The sequence below is a fragment of the Terrisporobacter othiniensis genome (assembly GCF_000808015.1).
GTDB lineage: Bacteria > Bacillota > Clostridia > Peptostreptococcales > Peptostreptococcaceae > Terrisporobacter > Terrisporobacter muris.
This window is the reverse complement of record NZ_JWHR01000144.1, coordinates 1-17,978: the sequence shown is the minus strand read 5'-3', so window position 1 is coordinate 17,978 and position 17,978 is coordinate 1. Positions and strand designations below refer to the sequence as shown.

The following is a 17,978-nucleotide window of genomic DNA, read 5'->3' as shown; positions in this document are numbered from 1 at the left end:
GTGTATAATGATATATAGAAATATTTACTTCCAGTCTTTGACAAGTAATATTCCTATATATTATTATATTAGAAGCATAATAATATAATTAAGAAGAGTTATAAAAGGAGAAAAAAATGATTTCTAAGTATTTAACAGAAAAATTTATAAAAAATCATCAAAACATAGAAGATGAAAAAACTAGAAACTCTTATGTATATTTGGGAAGTATAGTGGGAATTATATGTAACTTAATTTTATCGGCAGTAAAAATTACTGTGGGACTTATTAGTGGTAGTGTTTCTGTTTTAGCTGATGGTTTTAACAACTTGTCTGATATGGCATCTTCCGTTATAACTATGATAGGTATTAAGCTTGCAAACAGACCAGCAGATAAGGAGCATCCTTTTGGCCATGGAAGGATGGAGTATTTATCAGCTTTAATTGTTGCATTTATGGTTATGCTTGTTGGTGTTCAGTTTATAAAATCATCTATAGATAGAATTATGAATCCTGTACCAATAACTTTTGAAATGATACCATTTATTTTATTGCTTTTATCTTTAATAGTAAAATTATGGCTTAGTAGATTTAATAAATATGTGGGAGAAAAAATAAATTCTTCTGCTTTAAAGGCAGCGTCTGTTGATGCTCTAGGAGATGTATTTACTTCTAGCTGTGTTCTAATTTCATTTGTTGCTGCCAAATTTACAACATTGCCAATAGATGGTTATGTAGGTTTAGTTGTTTCAGCAGCTATACTTTACGCAGGTTATTCTTTAGTAAAAGATACAATAAGCCCACTTCTTGGAGAAGCACCAGACGAAGAATTGGTAAAAGCTATTAAACAAGGAGTACTTTCTTATGATCATATAATTGGTGTTCATGATTTAATAATTCATAATTATGGTGTGGGAAAATGTATGGCATCTATTCATGCTGAAATACCATCAAACATCGACTTAATAACAATACATGAAATTATAGATACTGCAGAGAGAGAAATATCACAAAAGTTAAATATATATTTGGTAATACACATGGATCCTATGTGTATCCATGATGATAAAATAAATGCTCTTAAAGGTGATGTGCAAAACATACTTTTAAGATATGAGTCTATAAAATCTATGCATGATTTTAGAATTACTGAAGGAGAAAATAAGATAAATCTTATATTTGATATAGTCGTGGATGCGTACGATATTAATACAAAGGAAAAAGAAGAGGAACTTAAATCTAAAATGATTGAGGAAATTAAAAAATTAAATCCTTTATATAATTGCGTAATTACTATAGATAAGTATTTTTAATAAACATTTAACTATTGTATAAAATATATTTTTGATTTTGCAAATTAAATTAATAAGACAAATTAATAAAATTAAATTCAATTAATAAATAAAAAAGAGGGAAAACTAAAATTTAGTTTTCCCTCTTTTTTATAAACTATCTTTTTAAATCTATAACGTTTTGAACTAAAGCTTTACATCTTCCACAAGCAGAACCTGCTTTAGTAGCTTCGGCAACTTTTTCAACTGTATCACATCCGTTGTTTACTGCATTTACAACGTCTTCTAATGATACATTGTTACATCCACATACAGAAGCTAATATTTCTTCTATAGCACCAGCACATCTACCACATCCAGTAGCTGCCCCTGTTTTTTCTTTGATTTCTTCTAAAGTTCTTGCACCGTCTATCATTGCTTTTCTTATATCTATATAAGAAACATTTTTGCAATGACATATTATTTTATTTCCTGCCATAATTATTCCTCCGTAATATTATTAATGACCTAATCTAATATATAATTATATAAATTGAAAAGGACATCTTCTATTATATACCAATGAATACGATTATTTAAACAATTTTTATTTAATATTTTTAACTATTTCGTTTATTATGCTTTTTGCATCATGCATAATAAGTACCTGGTAACAATTACGATGCTTAAATCGATCCACTTTTGCTACAATTTCTTTATCACACACAGCGGTCAAGTTTATATTCATTTTCTAATTTCCTCTTTTAAATACTATCTAAAATAATGATAAGTTTGTTTTCTAATAAATACAAATTGATTATCGTAAACAAGTTAAGCGGATTTATGAAAAATTCACTATAGTTGAACACGGAAAATATAATGAAATAGCTGAAAATCCTAAACATCATTATACAAAAAATTAATAAGTTCAGTACAACCGAAGTCACCTTTTGAAAGAGCGTGACACTAATAGAAAGTAAACTCATTGTAAAATGTCCGAAATGCTTGGAGGAACTTAGAGGGGTTAAGGGCTTTGGTTTTGTTAAATGTAAGAAGTATGGTTAGGATTTGATTGATTTGATGTTGAAGATTGATTATGTTTTTAAAAAGTGATTGCATAGCTTATTGATAAAGAGCACTTATTTATGTAAGTGCTTTTGTAATGTTTAATTTTAAAAGATTAAGTAATTTAACATTAAAATTCCAGGTATGTATAAAAGATATTTTATGAATAAATATCATGATAAAAGATATAAAGCATTAATTTATAAAAAATAAAAAAAATAAAAGTTTAAATGGAAAAATTATACTATAATTATATTGTAATTGTTAAAAATATATTTTACAAGGGGGGTATTTTCATGATTCTTATGATTGATAACTACGATTCATTTGTATACAACTTAGTTCAATATATGGGGGAATTGGGAGAAGAAATATTAGTAAAAAGAAATAACGAGATAACATTAGAAGAAATAGAAAGTTTAAATCCAGAAATTATAGTTTTATCACCAGGGCCATGCTCACCAACAGAGGCAGGTATATGTATAGATGTGGTAAATCATTTTAAAGGTAAAAAGCCAATTCTAGGTATATGTTTAGGTCATCAGACTATAGGACATGTTTTTGGAGGACAAGTGGTAAAAGCATTGGAACCAGTACATGGAAAGGTACACCCTATAAAGCATAGTAGTAAGGGTGTTTTTAGAAACTTAAGTAATCCTTTGAATGTAACAAGATATCACTCTTTAGTTGTGGATGAGAAAAGCTTACCAGAGGAGTTGGAAATTACTGCTTTAACTAAGGAAGGTGAAATAATGGGAATTAGACATAAAAAGTACCTTATTGAGGGAGTACAATTCCATCCAGAGGCAATCTTATCACAGCAAGGGCATGAAATACTTAAAAATTTTATAAATGAAGCTAGAGAAAGGGCGGAAGTTTAAGATGATAAAAGAGATTAAGACTAAATTAAGTGCTTTTGAAATATTCACATTATTTAAAGATGAAAAAGATAGTTTTATTTTAGATAGTGCCATGGATAAAAATAAATTAGGAAGATACTCTTTTATAAGTAGTAATCCTTTTAAAACTTTAAAATATAAAAATAGTGAAGAAAATCCACTAAATTATTTACAAGAAGAGTTGAATAAATATAAGGTGGAAAATAATACTCATATTCCTTTTATAGGAGGAGCAGTAGGTTACTTGTCTTACGATTTAGGTAATTATATTGAAAAATTACCACAAACTGCAAAGAAAGACTTAGATGTTTATGATTTATATTTTGGTTTTTATGACTATGTAATAGTGGTGGACCATTTAGAAGAAAAAACATATATTGCAACACCAGATTTAGATTTGAAAAAAGAAGCAGATATTGCTTTTGTTGTTGAGTGTAAAATCAGTGAAGCCGAAATAAATGGAGTTAATCCAATTTGTTATGAAAAAAAAGAAGTTCCTCCAACTAGGCTTACATCTAATTTTACTAAAAAAGAATTTGAAGATGGTGTCGAAAAAGTTAGACAGTACATAAAAAGTGGAGATATATATCAAGCAAATTTAACACAAAGATTTAATGGAAAAACTACTTTATCTAGTTATGAATTATACAGAGATTTGAGAAGAATAAGTCCTGCACCTTTTGGAGCTTATTTAAACTTTGATGAGTTTAATATTTTATCTAACTCTCCAGAGAGATTTATAAAATGTATAGATGGAAAGTTGGAAACAAGACCTATAAAAGGTACAAGACCTAGAGGTAAAAATAAAGAAGAAGATTTGAAACTTCAAGAAGAACTTAGAAATAGTGAAAAAGATAAGGCAGAATTACTAATGATAGTGGATTTACAAAGAAATGACATAGGACGGATTTCTAAAATAGGAAGTGTAAAAGTACCAGAGTTATTTGTAATAGAGCCTTATGCAAATGTTAACCATCTAGTTGCAACAGTTGTTGGAGAACTTGATGATAACAAAGATGCAGTAGATGTTATCAAAGCAACTTTTCCAGGAGGATCCATAACAGGAGCTCCAAAGATTAGGGCTATGGAAATTATAGATGAACTGGAACCAACTCAGAGAAATGTTTACACAGGTTCTATAGGATATATTGGCTTTAATGGAGATATGGATTTAAATATAGCCATAAGAACTATTATAAAAAAAGAAGATGAAGTTTACTTCCAAGTGGGTGGAGGTATGACTTGGGGTTCTGACCCTGGTGAAGAATACCAAGAAACTTTGGACAAAGCGCAGTCTATTATGAAAACTTTAAGAGGTTATTATGAAGAGTAGTGTAAGTTTTAATAGTGGATTAATTAAATTTGGTATGGGGTTGTTTGAAACCATAAAAGTTGAAGAAAGACCACTTGATTTGAATTTGCATATGGATAGAATGTTTAAATCCATAGAAGAGTTAGATTTAGATATTAGTAATAATAAGGAGTTTTTAACAAAAGCTGTTTTAAATTATATCGAAGAAAATAAAGTTGAAAACAAGGCTCTTAGACTAACAGTATTTGATGAAGGTTATAATATTTCAACTAGGGAGATAAGCTATAACGAAGACACTTATAATAATGGATTTAAATTAACAGTAGCACCTTTTAAAAGAGGCAATAGTATAGTCTATAAGCATAAAACTACAAACTATTATGAAAATATTTATACTAAAAAGTATGCTATGAAAAATAATTTTGATGATGCTATCTTTGTTACTTGTGAAAATATAATTTTAGAATGTTCCATGAGTAATATATTTTTTATAAAAGAAAATAAAGTTTACACACCACATAAAGATTTACCACTGTTAAATGGTATTATGAAGTCAAAAATCTTAAATGTTTGCAGAGGTTTACAAATAGAAGTAGTGGAATGTGAAATAAAATTAGAAGAAGTCGGTGAGTATGATTTTGCTTTTGTGTCAAACAGTTTGATGAAGGCAGTTAAAGTGACAGAAATTGATAAGGTGATTTATAACTTTGAAAATGAAACTTTTAACAAAATAATCTGCTACCTATAAAAAGATTAATATTTTAAAAAATTAAGGAGTTTCGAGCTTATGAATAGTACACTCTTTTATAAGGATGTAAAAATTACCATAGACTCATGTGATAAGAAGATAAGGTTAAAAAAGGACAAGGTCATAATGGCAGGTCCTTGTGCCATAGAAAGTTATGAGCAACTTCTAAATACGGCAAAGTTTGTAAAATCACAAGGAGCTAATGTACTTAGAGGTGGAGCTTTTAAACCAAGAACTTCACCAAACTCATTTACAGGTTTAAAAGAAGAAGGTCTGAGAATTTTAAAAGCAGTAAAAGAAGAAACTTCTTTGGCAGTTATAACAGAATTAATGGATGTCAGAGATTTGGAAAAATTATACGAAGTAAGCGATATAATTCAGGTAGGTTCTAGAAATATGCAAAACTTCACATTACTTACTGAATTGGGAAAGCAAGACAAACCTGTTATGTTAAAAAGGGGAATAGCAGCAACCATAAGTGAGTGGATTGGAGCATCAGATTATATTGCAAAGGAAGGAAATAATAAAATCATAATGTGTGAAAGAGGTATAAGAACTTATAATGATTATACTAGAAATACACTTGATTTAGCAGCAGTTCCTATTGTACAAAGCAAAACTAATTTTCCTGTGATAGTTGACCCAAGTCATGGGACTGGAGTTAGGGAACTTGTTAAACCTATGTCGCTTGCAGCCATGGCTTGTGGTGCAGATGGATTAATGATAGAAGTACATCCAAATCCAAGTAAAGCCTTAAGTGATGGAATGCAGTCTCTTCACTTTGAAGAGTTTGAGGATTTGATGGATAGTTTAAGAAAATAATTACTTTTTAATAATTGTATACCTAAATTATATAATTAAATTCATAAATAAAAGCCGTAAGTGATAAATGAACTGAATTATGTCAAATAGACAGTCTAAAAATAAAAACTAAGCAACTAAGGTCTGCTCTCCATATTCCATGGGAGTCAGACCTTTTAATCTTTTTATTGTAAAACTACATATATTTATATATTGCTAATTTTAATTCTTCAAAATTATAAAATTTTTTCCCTTATTTAATATATTCTTAGGAGTAATTTGAGGATTGATTTTAACATAATTCTCTCCTTATTTCACGAGTTATAATATTATTTTCAGTATCTCTTTTATTTTCTTGTGTAAAAGATGTACTAGACAATTTACATAACTATCAGTAAAAAAACTAATTTCATCAAAAAACATTTATCGTTAAGTTATTTAACACTAGCAGAAGTTTATAGTATTAATTATATTCATCAAGAAAAAGTTAGTTGGTTTGTAAAATATTAATTAAATTTTATTTTTTGTTTGAAAAGAAACATAATTTTTTTACATATACAATATATTAGTATGGTTACTGATATTTCAAAAAAATATTTTGTAAAAGTTACAAAAGTTACAAAAGTTACAAAAGTTAAGATGGGTAAATAAAAGTATATGAATGCCAAAGTGTTGGAAATACTGCGTTGTATCCGTATTGAAATAAAATTTAAATATATATCATTTTAATAATATATATTTTTTATCAAAAAACACTTCCAAAAGTTACAAAATTGTAATAATATATAAGTATACATTTAAAAGTTAACAGATTAAAGGCACAATATTTTATTTAGAAAGATTATTCTATAAAACAATATTGGAGGAGAATATATGTTAAAAAATATTTTAAAAACAACAGCGTTTGCGTCAATGACAATGGCACTAGGGGCTTGTGTTTCTGTCGAATCTCAAGCGGCAACAGTAAAGGAAGATTTAAACCTTAGAGAAGGTGCATCGACTGAACATAATGTTAAAGAGGTGCTTGATAAAGGAGAAAATATAAAAATAGTATCAGAGTCAAATGGCTGGTACAAAGTTAAAACTTCAGACAATGAAACAGGTTGGTCATATGGTGAGTATATAGATGCTTCTCAAAAAGAAAAAGAAGAAGCAAGTGCTATTAAAGGAACAGTAACAGAATATTTGAATTTCAGAAAAGGACCATCAATTGAAGATAAAATAATTAGTGTTCATGAAAAAGGAGCCAAAGTAAAAGTTTTATCAAAGAAAGGTGACTGGTATAAAGTTAAAACTTCAGATGGTGAAGTAGGTTGGTCATATAGAAAATATATAAAAGTATCAGATGATAAATTTGCATGGTCAGATAGTGATGCTAATGGAACTTTAAAAGACAACGCTAATATGAGAAAAGGAGCATCAACTAATTATGAGGTTATAAAAGTTTTATCTGAAGGAGAAAAGGTAAAAGTAATATCATCACTAGACGGATGGTATAAACTTCAAAATTCAGATGGAAAAATAGGATGGGTACATAGCTCCCATATAGATACTGATGTGGCTTTAATAACAGGAAATAGAACTTCAAAAAGTTCTTATTCAAAAGAATCATCACAAAATAAATTATCAGATTCAGAAGTTTCATCTTCATCAAATAAAAGTATGGTAGTATCAGCTACAGCTTATAGTGGAGACGGTATAACTGCAACAGGAACAAAACCTAAATGGGGAACAATCGCTGTAGATCCAAATGTTATACCTTACGGAACTAGGGTTTATATACCTAGATTTGGAAAAACATTTATTGCAGAAGACTGTGGTGGAGGAATAAAGGGAAATAAAATAGATATATTTATGAACTCAGATTCACAGTGCAATAGTTGGGGAGTTAGAAACATATCTATACAAATATTAGATTAATATAAATTAGAGGGATATATGGGCGCATATATCCCTTATTTTATAAGATACTTATTATTAAGCAAATCAATTTAGCCTGAGTTGTATTTATGTGCAAAATATTAATTCTCGGTGTAATTGTGTAATATTGAATTATTTGTATAGTTAAACATAAAATAATATTAATATAAGCATTATAGATGAATTTATTACAATTATGATATAAAATATTATAAACATAAATATAAAGAAAGGAAAATTTACATGAGTAGAAGAAGAGAATTGAAAATGAAAAATGTGGGGATCGAGCATTTAGAACAATATAATCAGTTATTAAGATATGTTTTTCAAGTTACAGACAAGGACTTACAAGAAAGTGGCTGGGAAGAAAAAGAAATGATTAGGGCAAAATCACCTACATTGGAACAAGCTTATGTTAAGGGATGGTTTGATGGGGATAAATTAATATCTCAAGTTGCAGTTTATCCTATGAAGGTACGCATTTTTAATAAAACTTATGATATGGGTGGACTTACTGGAGTGGGGACTTATCCAGAATATGCAAACCAAGGCTTAATGCATAAGTTACTTTATCAATCATTGAAAAATATGAAGGAGAACAAACAAAGTATATCTTATTTGTATCCTTATTCTATACCTTATTATCGTAGAAAAGGGTGGGAGATAGTATCAGATAAGATTACATATGAAATCAAAGATTATCAATTGCCAAAAAATAAGCAAGTTTCAGGAGAAGTTGAACGTGTTGATGTGGAAGGTGAGGAAGTGAAAAGAGCTTATGAGCGTTTTGCTTATCAAACTCATGGGGCACTTATAAGAGACGATTTGGCTTGGAATGAATACTGGCTTTGGGATAGTGATGATTTGATGGCTGCCATATATTACAATGACAAAAATGAGCCAGATGGATATGTTCTTTACTGGATTAAGGAAGAAGTCTTCCATATTAAAGATATGATATTTATTAATGAAGAGGCAAGAACGGGCTTATGGAATTTTATAAGTGCCCATTTTTCCATGATAAACAAAGTTGTGGGGGACACATATACAGATGAACCTTTGGCATTTTTATTTGAAGATGCAGATATAAAGGAAAGTATTTCGCCTTATTTTATGGCTAGAATCGTTGATTTAGAAGATTTTATTGAACAATACCCTTTTAAACCTGATAATGTGGTTAGGGAGTGGACTTTTAAGATGGATGATCCTATTCTTACATGGAATCAAGGTTATTTTAAACTTACTATTGATAAAGATGGAAAAGGAAAAATAAGTAGAACTTCTGAAAAAACAGAAGATAGAATTGATATTCAAACTATGACAACTATGTTACTTGGATATAAACGTCCTGATTATTTATATAAGATAGGAAGAATTTCTTGTAGTAATGACACAGTGGATATGTTGGAAGATGCTATAGAACAACAAACACCTTATTTTTCAGACTATTTTTAGAAATCACCTGAGGAGGATAAATGAATAGAAAAAGCATATTTGAAACAAAATCTATATCACAACTAATAGTATTGTTTTCATTTCCAACTATATGCTCCCTAGTCTTGGAATCACTGACCTCTATGGTGGATACGGCCTTTGCAGGTCACTTGAGGGGGATTAGTGAGAAGGCACTGACAGCCATGGGAATAATAAGTCCAGTGTTACTACTACTAATTGCAGCTCAGCTTATTTTTGGAGTATCTACAAGTATAGTTATATCCAAAAGGCTGGGAGAAGATAATGAAGAAAAAATCAATCACACTTTTAAAGTGGGATTTTATGCATGTTCTATATGTAGTATTATTATATCTTTGCTTATATTTTCATTTGAAAATAGTCTGCTACATCTTCTTGGAGCAGAAGGTGAAGTCTTTGATTTGGCCAAGGAATATTTGAATATAGCTGTAATATTCAATGTGTTTAGCTCTGTGGGTTATATGTTACTGAATATTATAAGGGCATTTGGATATCCCAAAATAGAAATTGTGGTGGGAATTTCCGCCACAATCATAAATATAATATTTAACGTTATTTTTACCTTTGTTTTAAATATGGGAATGAAAGGTATAGCACTGTCTACACTGGTCAGCGAAGTATTTTACTTTGGATTTTCCACAATTTTTCTAATTAAAAAGAAACTATGGTTTAAAAGCAGTCATGTGGATTTTGAGGAAAGTAAAGAAATTTTAATTTCCATAGTGAAAATAGGATTTGTTCAATTTCTTATGCAATCATTAAACAGTGTCAGTGCTTTAATTATAAATAAGGTACTTATATTATATGGAAGTGTTTCCTATGTAGGTGCCTGGTCCATATGTAGTAACATGAATATGGTAATTCTGTTGCCACTTATTGGTTTGACCCAAGGTGTTCAGTCTATTGTGGCTTATTTTCACAGTAGCCAGAATAAATCTAAGGAAAGAAAAGTTAAAAACAAAGTTCTGCAGTATAGTTTGATTTATTCTATTACTGTCACACTGATGGTCTTTATATTTGCACCAGAAGTTTTGAAAATTTTCACCAATGATGTTGATTTGCTACAATTAGCTATCCCAATAATGAAAGTTGTGGTGGTAGGATTTCCTTTCTTAGGACTGTTGTACGCAGTAATTACATTTATGCAAGTCTCTGGAAAAGAAGATGATGCAACGAAGCTGGAGCTAATGAGACAGATAGTTTTATCCATACCGTTAGTTATAATTCTTCCTATAATTTTCTTGAGATATGATATTTTTAATATATCACCTCAGCTGTCTGTGTTTTTGGCAGTACCGTTGTCTACTATATTGTTGTTGATTATTTATTTTAAAAAGATTAAAAATATATTAGAAGAATAAGAAAAATGATGATAAAATTAAAGTCCCATAATTCCCAGATTAATGGAGTTATGGGATTTCTATTTGTTTGAGTTTTATTATTGAAAAATTTAACTAGTACAGCGAGTTATTTTATTAATAAAGTATTAGTCAATGGGATTAAAAAATAGATGTACTTAAATATAGAAATAATATAAAAAGGTAATAAATAGAAACAAAATATTGAATTATGGAAAAGATATGAATTATGGAAAAGATATGTAGTATTATGAATGAAAATGTATATTAAGATAAGGAGACTTTCATGAAAAGTACAAAAAAAATTATATCATCAATATTAATAGGAACACTTATTTGGGGAGGATTTAATACTGGATTAGAAAATGAGGTTAATGCTGAATCTAATAAATATATTTTAAATCAAACTATCAATTTGGAAGGATTAGCTAATGAGTATAAGGTAATAGTAAGTAAAACAACAGTTAGAAAATCACCATCTACTAAAAGTTATAAATTAGGAACACTTAGAAGAGGAGATATTGTAAACGTTTATAATATATCTAATGGGTGGGCTAAAATAAACTATAAAGAAAATATAGGATATGTTAAATTATCAGATCTAGAAAAAATAAAAGTTGAAGAATCTATAAAAACAGGAACTATAACAGTTAAATATTTAGACTCATTAACTAAAGAAGAAATATTATCTGCAGATTATTTAGAAAACCTTGAATTAAAAACTTATAGTTATACAGCAAAGGATATAGATGGATATACTCTAGATGGAGATAAAACTCAAAGTATAACAATAACAGAATCAAATCCTAATAAAGTAATTCAATTCTTATATAATAAAAATGAAGAAACAAATGAGCCATCAATTGAGTATTTTGCAAATAAAGGGATATTCTCATGGGAAAATACTCAATGTGCTAAATCTATGAGGGAAGATACTTATTATTGGATAGATAAATTACAACTAAATGAAATATATCAAGCAAATATACTTAGATTAAGTTTGTCAGAAACTAAGGAATTTGTTACAGATTTAAAAGTTAATAAAAAAGTAAGTGTATATGACTTAACAGGAGATGCTTCTTGGTACAATAAACCAGAAGAATTTATAAAAAAAATAGATAGAGTTAAAAATTATAATGATACTGTAGGAAGTGAAAGCAAAGTAAAAGGTATAGTATTTGATGTTGAACCCTGGGTTTTAGGGGATGGAAATTGGTCACAAGAAGAATATGCAAATACAATAAAGAAAGCATATGAACATGCAAAAACTGTAGGTGTCGAAATGATAATGGTTATACCGTTTTGGTTAGAACAAGTTAACTCGGAGATAATAATAGAAAACTCTGATAAAACTATTGTAATGAATTATAATATAAAAGCACCTGTGAAATTTATAAAGGAAGAAATAGAACTTGCAAAGAAGTATAATAAGAAAATTTCTACAGCTGCTGAAACTAAAAAGATAGATGCAGATTATGGTGTAGATACAAGTACAACATATTATTATGTTGGAGTTGATAGATTAAAACAAGACTGGATAGATATATATAATACATATGAATACGATAAATTAGAATTCACACTACATGATTTTAATAGTGTAAAAGAGTTTATAAAATAAATAACAATTACAATACCAATAATGAGTTTAATCAAACTCATTATTGGTATTTTTTTATAGGATTTTATATTTCATTTAAATTAGCTAATATCTTGTGAAATAAAGCAATAGCAATGAATATAAAAAGTAATAAATGGTACCTTTGAGCAATTATGTAAATATATGTCAGTAAACTAAATAATAATCTTTATTATTTTTTGTTTCTTGAAGATTTATATATAAAATTTATGCATATTGAATTTTCTTATTTAAAACATATATATTTTAAAAATCATAAGACAAAAAATGACAAGATAATGTATAATGTTACCTTAGAGGAGGTGTGAAATGATAGTAACAAGAAGAGAATTAAAGTATCCAATTGGAGAAATGGACTATTATAAAGTAAATGAAATGTTTAAGTCTGTACTTAGTCCAGACCCTAATAATAAGGAATATGGATACACTATTAGAAGCTTATATTTTGATAGTATTAATAATGATGATTACTATGCTAAAACTGGTGGAGAAGAAGTGCGTAAAAAAATTCGGCTTAGAATCTATGACACCAAAACAGAAAAAGTTAAACTTGAGATAAAGAGAAAGATTAATATTAACCAAATTAAAGAAACAGCAACAATAAGTAAAGAAGATGCAATAAAACTTATTAATAAAGAATATAGTGTACTACTAAAATACGATAATCAAACTTGCCAATCTGCATACAACATTATGACTATTGGACAATATCAACCGGTTGTACTTGTGGATTATAATAGGCGTGCATATATTCATAACGAAAATAATATTCGAGTTACATTAGATAGTGATATAAGATCAAATGAATTTGAATTTGATATGTTTAGTGAAGATATAATGATGACGCCTATATTTGAATATTATAACGCATTACTTGAAGTTAAATTTGATGGTGAGTTATTTTGCTGGATTTCACAAGCATTAACAGATTTAGACACAACTAATCGTTCACTAAGTAAGTATTGTAGCGGAAGAAGATTTTATGAAAACTACATATTATAAAGGAGTAACAAATGAAAGAGACATTATATAAATATTTAGCTAACCCAAGTGGAGGAGTAACAGTGTTTGGAGCATTAGAAGTAATGATAGTAGCTTTAATGTTATCTATGGTTATATTTTTAACTTATAAAATAACATTTAGCGGAGTTATGTATAATAGAAAATTCAATGTTTCATTAGTTATGTTAACACTTGTAACAACTATGGTTATGATTGTTATAGGTAGTGATATAGCACTATCTTTAGGGATGGTCGGTGCATTGTCTATAGTTCGTTTTAGAACAGCAATTAAAGATCCAAGAGACACAGCTTATATATTTTGGAGTATAGGTGTAGGTCTAAGTGTAGGTACAGGAAATTATATGGTAGCAGCAATTGGATCATTATTCTTACTAGGGGTATTATCTATGTTTAGTTTCAGTGGATTTGGAAAAGAAGATAGATATATTTTAATAATAAGAGGAAATAGAGATAAGGAAGAAGATATAATGAGATGTGTATTCAACTCATTTAAGGGAAGTCAATTAAGAGCTAAAAACTCAGTTGGGACTAATATGGAAATTATATATCAAATAAAAATAAAAAATAATGAAGATAAAAACATAGTGTCAGACTTATACAGTATAGAAGGTGTAAATGCTGTTAATATTGTAGCTCAAAATGGAGAAACAATAGGATAGGTGAAAACTATGAAAAAAGATATATTAAAAGTAGTAATGGCTATAGGATTTATTGTATTAGCTGTAGTCACAGCCACTTATTTAAATGATTTAGAATATAAGGTTAAAAAAGAAGATAAGAAAAATCAAAAGATACAAGCTTTTCAAATATATGAAAATAATTTAAATGATACTAGTTTTAATTTACCCGTATTATTAATAGATACATTAGGACAGCAAGTATCTAGAAATCAAGAAATATCAGGGAATTTACAAGTATACGATAATAAAGATGTCGTAAATACATTAGATGATAAGCCAAAAGTTACAAGTAAAGTAAATATTAAAATAAGAGGAAATAGTTCTACTAAATATCCTAAAAAGCAATTTAGCCTTGAACTTATTAATGGTAAAGGTGAAGATAAAGATGTTAGTTTACTTGGTATGCCAAAAGAATCTGAATGGGTATTAAATGGTCCATTTTTAGATAAATCCCTTATGAGAAATTATATAGCTTTAAATACAGCAAGTAAAATTATGGAATATGCACCACGAGTAAAGTTTTGTGAAGTTATTATGGTAGAGGATGGTAATAAAGAACTGAGTGAAAATAATTATAGAGGTGTGTATACTTTAGTTGAAAAAATTAAAAGAGATGATAAAAGGGTTGATATTACTAAAACTATAGACAATATAAGTGAAACTAGCTTTATATTAGCAAAAGACAGACAAAAGAAAGATGACATTCCTATTAATAGTTATGGAAAAGAAACACATGAATATTTTTATGGTTTAAACGTAGCTTATCCTAAAAAAGACTTAACACCAGAAAAATATAATTATATTGTAGATGAAGTTAGTAAAGTTGAAAGAGTACTTTATTCTGATAAATTTAATCATCCTACTGAAGGATATAGTAAATATATAGATGTAGATACTTTTGTAGACTACTATATTATAAATGAATTTTTCAAAAATACAGATGCAGGTATGTTAAGTACCTATGTATATAAAGACTATGAAGAAAAGATGAAAGCAGGTCCTGTATGGGACTTTAATGAATCGTTAGGAAATTCTTTAAATAAAGATGGACAAGTATATGATTATACAGAGTTTACTATGATTCATAAACCTTGGTTTGATAGATTAATGATGGATATCAATTTTGCCAATAAAGTAGTTGAAAGATATAAGGAACTTAGAAAAACATATTTAAGTGATGAGTATTTAACTAACTTTATTGATGAAACTGTGAAATTACTAGGTACTTCATCAAAGCGTAACTTTGATAGATGGCCAATTGAGATTAGTAATCAAGCGAAGGTATTTGAAGAGAGCGGAGATATAACAGATAATTATTCTGCTGATTTAGATATATATATAAAATATTTAGAGGAACACAAACACTTATTAAAGAATACGGATAAAATGGCCACTTCATATGAAGAAGAAATAAGTTTAATGAAAAACTTCATAGTAAATAGAGGTAAGTGGATGGACTCAAATATTGATAGTTTGAAAAAATGGGCTAAATAGGGGGAAGATAAAATGAAAAAGTTTTTAGTGGCTGCTACCCTAGTATTTATTTTGGCATTAGGATTTTTAGGTGATATTATTGCAAATAAAATAACAGCCCAAAATGATACTTATTTTGTTAAGACAAATAAAGAGGAAATTAATATAGCTATAGATAAGAAATGGCAAAAGCTTGATATTGTTGGAGTTAACTTAGATTCTAATAAGCCTGGTAATTTTCCAAATGAAAAAAAAGTAACAGAGAAAGAATATTTAAATTGGCTAACAATAATAGATAATATGGGAGCTAATTGTATAAAGCTACCAGATATAATGGAATCTGATTTTTACATTGCGTTAGAAAAGTTCAACAAAGATAGAGAAGAACCAATATATATTATACAAGGTATATATTTTGATGAAATTGATTTGAAAAATGGTGAAGATATTCAAAGTGAAGAGTTAGAAGAAAAGTTTAAAAATAACATAGAACTAGTTGTTGACTCGATTCATGGAAATGAACTTACTTCAAGTAAAGCTATAGAAAATCAATATTACAAAGCAGATATTTCAAATTATTTACTTGGTTATACACTAGGGGTTGAATTTGCTAGTCGTGATTTAATATATACTGAATTAATAAATAACAAAAAAAGCTATAATGGAACGTATTTTTATACAAATAAAGATGCATCGTCATTTGAAAGTTATATGGCAAAAACTGCTGATTATTTAGTTAAATATGAGTATAAACAATATAAAGATCAAAGACTTATTGGATTTATAGGGTCGTCAAAAAACTATGAAAAACTAAATAAATCTAATCAAAATGAAGAAGATTCTATTAGTGACTATTTAAACCCAAATAATATAAAGGCAAAGCGTAAATTAAAAACAGGTATATTTGCTTCATATAGTTTATATCCGTCATATACAAATATTAAGGAATATCAAAATAATTTAGAAGGATACCTTAATAAATTAAAAAAGATGCATAAAATGCCTATAATAATTGGTGAATATGGAGTTCCATCTTCGAGAAATAGTGGTGACTTTAATATAGACACTAATAAAGGATATATAAATGAAGAAGAACAAGGTAAAGCTTTAGTTAATGCATATGATGCAATAAACAATGCAAAACTAGCTGGAAGCTTTATATTTGAGTTACAAGATAGTTGGTATAGAACATCATGGAATACTAAAGAATCAAAAATACTTGATAGAGCTCCCCTTTGGAGTGATGCACAAGATTATAGCCAAAACTTTGGTCTAGTTGCTTTTGATCCAGGTAAAGAAAAAAGTGAATCATATCCAGATAATAATATAAGTGAATGGAAAGACAAAGATGTTATTAATAAAAACGATAATATGAGCTTGTCTATGAAAAGTGATGAAAAGTATTTATATTTTATGCTAAAGTCAAAAAATACTATAAATTTAGATAAACAAGATATATATATAGACTTAGATATAACTCCAAACTCTGGTTCAACAAAAAGCTCTCAATTAAACTTAAATTTTGAAAATCCAGTTGATTTTATTATTGAGATAAAAGATAGGAAAAATGCTAAAGTACTTATACATGAGTATTATAATTACTTTAGTTTTAATGAAAATAAAAAAGAAAATCAAATAAGACCTGATTTGATTTCTGTTAAGCCAGATATGGATGAATTCTCACCAATTTATATTGAAAGTAGACCTAGAATGTATGTAGAAGACTTAGATAAAGTAGTGGATAGTATAAAACTTGAAACTGGTAAGCTATTACATGGAAACTCAAATCCATCAAATAAAGACTATAATTCAGCTTCTGATTTTTATATAGGAGATGACTATGTAGAAATTAGAGTACCATGGGCATTATTAAACTTTATGGATCCATCTACAAAACAAATAATGGATGATATATATAAGTATTATGGGGCAAGACCTATGATTATTAATAAAATCAATGTAGGTGCTACAATAAAAGAAAATGAATCTATAAAAACAAAATTAGAAAGTTCTAAATTTAGATTAAAGTCATGGATTATACCAGAGTACCACCAAAGGTTGAAAAAATCATATGACATTATTAAGGGTGAGTTAAATGCAAGAAGTAATTAGAATATATACTATTCTTAGTTTCTTTATATATATCATATTATGTTGTGTAGTATACATGTTAGGTCAAGATATTTTAGATAAAAGAAATGAGAAAAAAATAAAAAAGTTAAGTGAAACATTTGGAGTTGAAATAAAAAGACAAATTGAAGTTCTTAAATTAAACAATAAATTATCTAAAATGGATATTGATTATATAAAATCAAATATAGGCAGTAGAAACTATTT

At 28.0% G+C, this 17,978-nt stretch carries 15 protein-coding genes; 14 read left to right on the top strand and 1 reads right to left on the bottom strand.

Features of this window, described 5'->3' with window-relative positions; translation table 11 throughout:
* Window positions 1-116 precede the first annotated feature (116 nt).
* A complete protein-coding gene (locus QX51_RS17300) occupies window positions 117-1,292 on the top strand; it encodes a cation diffusion facilitator family transporter (RefSeq protein WP_039681151.1) in 1,176 nt (391 codons plus the stop codon).
* Between the two features lie 136 nt (window positions 1,293-1,428).
* Here QX51_RS17300 and QX51_RS17295 read toward each other — a convergent pair whose 3' ends face one another.
* Complete coding sequence (locus tag QX51_RS17295; RefSeq protein ID WP_039681150.1) at window positions 1,429-1,749, bottom strand: (2Fe-2S)-binding protein; 321 nt, start codon at window positions 1,747-1,749, stop codon at window positions 1,429-1,431.
* An 862-nt stretch (window positions 1,750-2,611) separates the two neighbouring features.
* Between QX51_RS17295 and QX51_RS17290 the strand changes: the two genes are divergently transcribed.
* The 13 genes from QX51_RS17290 to QX51_RS17225 form a co-directional block, all read left to right on the top strand.
* The gene (locus QX51_RS17290) at window positions 2,612-3,196 is read left to right on the top strand and encodes an anthranilate synthase component II (protein ID WP_039681149.1); all 585 of its coding nucleotides are present in this window, start codon (window positions 2,612-2,614) and stop codon (window positions 3,194-3,196) included.
* A gap of 1 nt (window position 3,197) precedes the next feature.
* Window positions 3,198-4,547 carry an aminodeoxychorismate synthase component I gene (gene pabB, locus QX51_RS17285; protein WP_039681148.1) on the top strand — a complete coding sequence of 450 codons (1,350 nt, stop codon included), beginning with the start codon at window positions 3,198-3,200 and terminating at the stop codon, window positions 4,545-4,547.
* Window positions 4,537-5,274 (top strand): aminotransferase class IV, encoded by a 738-nt coding sequence (locus QX51_RS17280; RefSeq protein WP_039681147.1) that lies wholly within the window; start codon window positions 4,537-4,539, stop codon window positions 5,272-5,274. The genes pabB and QX51_RS17280 overlap by 11 nt, the downstream gene beginning before the upstream one ends.
* A 39-nt stretch (window positions 5,275-5,313) precedes the next feature.
* On the top strand, window positions 5,314-6,096 hold the full coding sequence (aroF, locus tag QX51_RS17275; protein WP_052233139.1) for a 3-deoxy-7-phosphoheptulonate synthase: 783 nt from the start codon (window positions 5,314-5,316) through the stop codon (window positions 6,094-6,096).
* Between the two features lie 852 nt (window positions 6,097-6,948).
* Entirely contained in the window at window positions 6,949-7,995 is a 1,047-nt protein-coding gene (locus QX51_RS20155; protein ID WP_079764811.1) for an SH3 domain-containing protein, read from the top strand.
* 243 nt (window positions 7,996-8,238) lie between these two features.
* On the top strand, window positions 8,239-9,450 hold the full coding sequence (locus QX51_RS17260) for a GNAT family N-acetyltransferase (protein WP_039681146.1): 1,212 nt from the start codon (window positions 8,239-8,241) through the stop codon (window positions 9,448-9,450).
* A gap of 20 nt (window positions 9,451-9,470) precedes the next feature.
* A complete protein-coding gene (locus QX51_RS17255; RefSeq protein WP_039681145.1) occupies window positions 9,471-10,829 on the top strand; it encodes an MATE family efflux transporter in 1,359 nt (452 codons plus the stop codon).
* 283 nt (window positions 10,830-11,112) lie between these two features.
* On the top strand, window positions 11,113-12,447 hold the full coding sequence (locus QX51_RS17250) for an SH3 domain-containing protein (RefSeq protein WP_039681144.1): 1,335 nt from the start codon (window positions 11,113-11,115) through the stop codon (window positions 12,445-12,447).
* Window positions 12,448-12,774: 327 nt separating this feature from the next.
* A complete protein-coding gene (locus QX51_RS17245) occupies window positions 12,775-13,467 on the top strand; it encodes a polyphosphate polymerase domain-containing protein (RefSeq protein WP_039681143.1) in 693 nt (230 codons plus the stop codon).
* A gap of 11 nt (window positions 13,468-13,478) precedes the next feature.
* Window positions 13,479-14,147, top strand: coding sequence for a DUF4956 domain-containing protein (locus QX51_RS17240; RefSeq protein WP_039681142.1), 669 nt, complete (start codon window positions 13,479-13,481; stop codon window positions 14,145-14,147).
* Window positions 14,148-14,156: 9 nt separating this feature from the next.
* Window positions 14,157-15,662: a CotH kinase family protein gene (locus QX51_RS17235; RefSeq protein WP_039681141.1), complete on the top strand. Its 1,506-nt coding sequence runs from the start codon at window positions 14,157-14,159 to the stop codon at window positions 15,660-15,662.
* 12 nt (window positions 15,663-15,674) lie between these two features.
* Complete coding sequence (locus QX51_RS20770; RefSeq protein ID WP_039681140.1) at window positions 15,675-17,753, top strand: glycoside hydrolase family 113 protein; 2,079 nt, start codon at window positions 15,675-15,677, stop codon at window positions 17,751-17,753.
* The coding region (locus tag QX51_RS17225) for a hypothetical protein (protein ID WP_039681139.1) at window positions 17,737-17,978 on the top strand (242 nt) is incomplete at its 3' end. The genes QX51_RS20770 and QX51_RS17225, both read left to right, overlap by 17 nt.

Coding starts and splice junctions, on each gene's coding strand:
- QX51_RS17300 (WP_039681151.1), top strand. CDS start 117: ATGATTTCTAAGTATTTAACAGAAAAATTTATAAAAAATCATCAAAAC.
- QX51_RS17295 (WP_039681150.1), bottom strand. CDS start 1,749: ATGGCAGGAAATAAAATAATATGTCATTGCAAAAATGTTTCTTATATA.
- QX51_RS17290 (WP_039681149.1), top strand. CDS start 2,612: ATGATTCTTATGATTGATAACTACGATTCATTTGTATACAACTTAGTT.
- pabB (WP_039681148.1), top strand. CDS start 3,198: ATGATAAAAGAGATTAAGACTAAATTAAGTGCTTTTGAAATATTCACA.
- QX51_RS17280 (WP_039681147.1), top strand. CDS start 4,537: ATGAAGAGTAGTGTAAGTTTTAATAGTGGATTAATTAAATTTGGTATG.
- aroF (WP_052233139.1), top strand. CDS start 5,314: ATGAATAGTACACTCTTTTATAAGGATGTAAAAATTACCATAGACTCA.
- QX51_RS20155 (WP_079764811.1), top strand. CDS start 6,949: ATGTTAAAAAATATTTTAAAAACAACAGCGTTTGCGTCAATGACAATG.
- QX51_RS17260 (WP_039681146.1), top strand. CDS start 8,239: ATGAGTAGAAGAAGAGAATTGAAAATGAAAAATGTGGGGATCGAGCAT.
- QX51_RS17255 (WP_039681145.1), top strand. CDS start 9,471: ATGAATAGAAAAAGCATATTTGAAACAAAATCTATATCACAACTAATA.
- QX51_RS17250 (WP_039681144.1), top strand. CDS start 11,113: ATGAAAAGTACAAAAAAAATTATATCATCAATATTAATAGGAACACTT.
- QX51_RS17245 (WP_039681143.1), top strand. CDS start 12,775: ATGATAGTAACAAGAAGAGAATTAAAGTATCCAATTGGAGAAATGGAC.
- QX51_RS17240 (WP_039681142.1), top strand. CDS start 13,479: ATGAAAGAGACATTATATAAATATTTAGCTAACCCAAGTGGAGGAGTA.
- QX51_RS17235 (WP_039681141.1), top strand. CDS start 14,157: ATGAAAAAAGATATATTAAAAGTAGTAATGGCTATAGGATTTATTGTA.
- QX51_RS20770 (WP_039681140.1), top strand. CDS start 15,675: ATGAAAAAGTTTTTAGTGGCTGCTACCCTAGTATTTATTTTGGCATTA.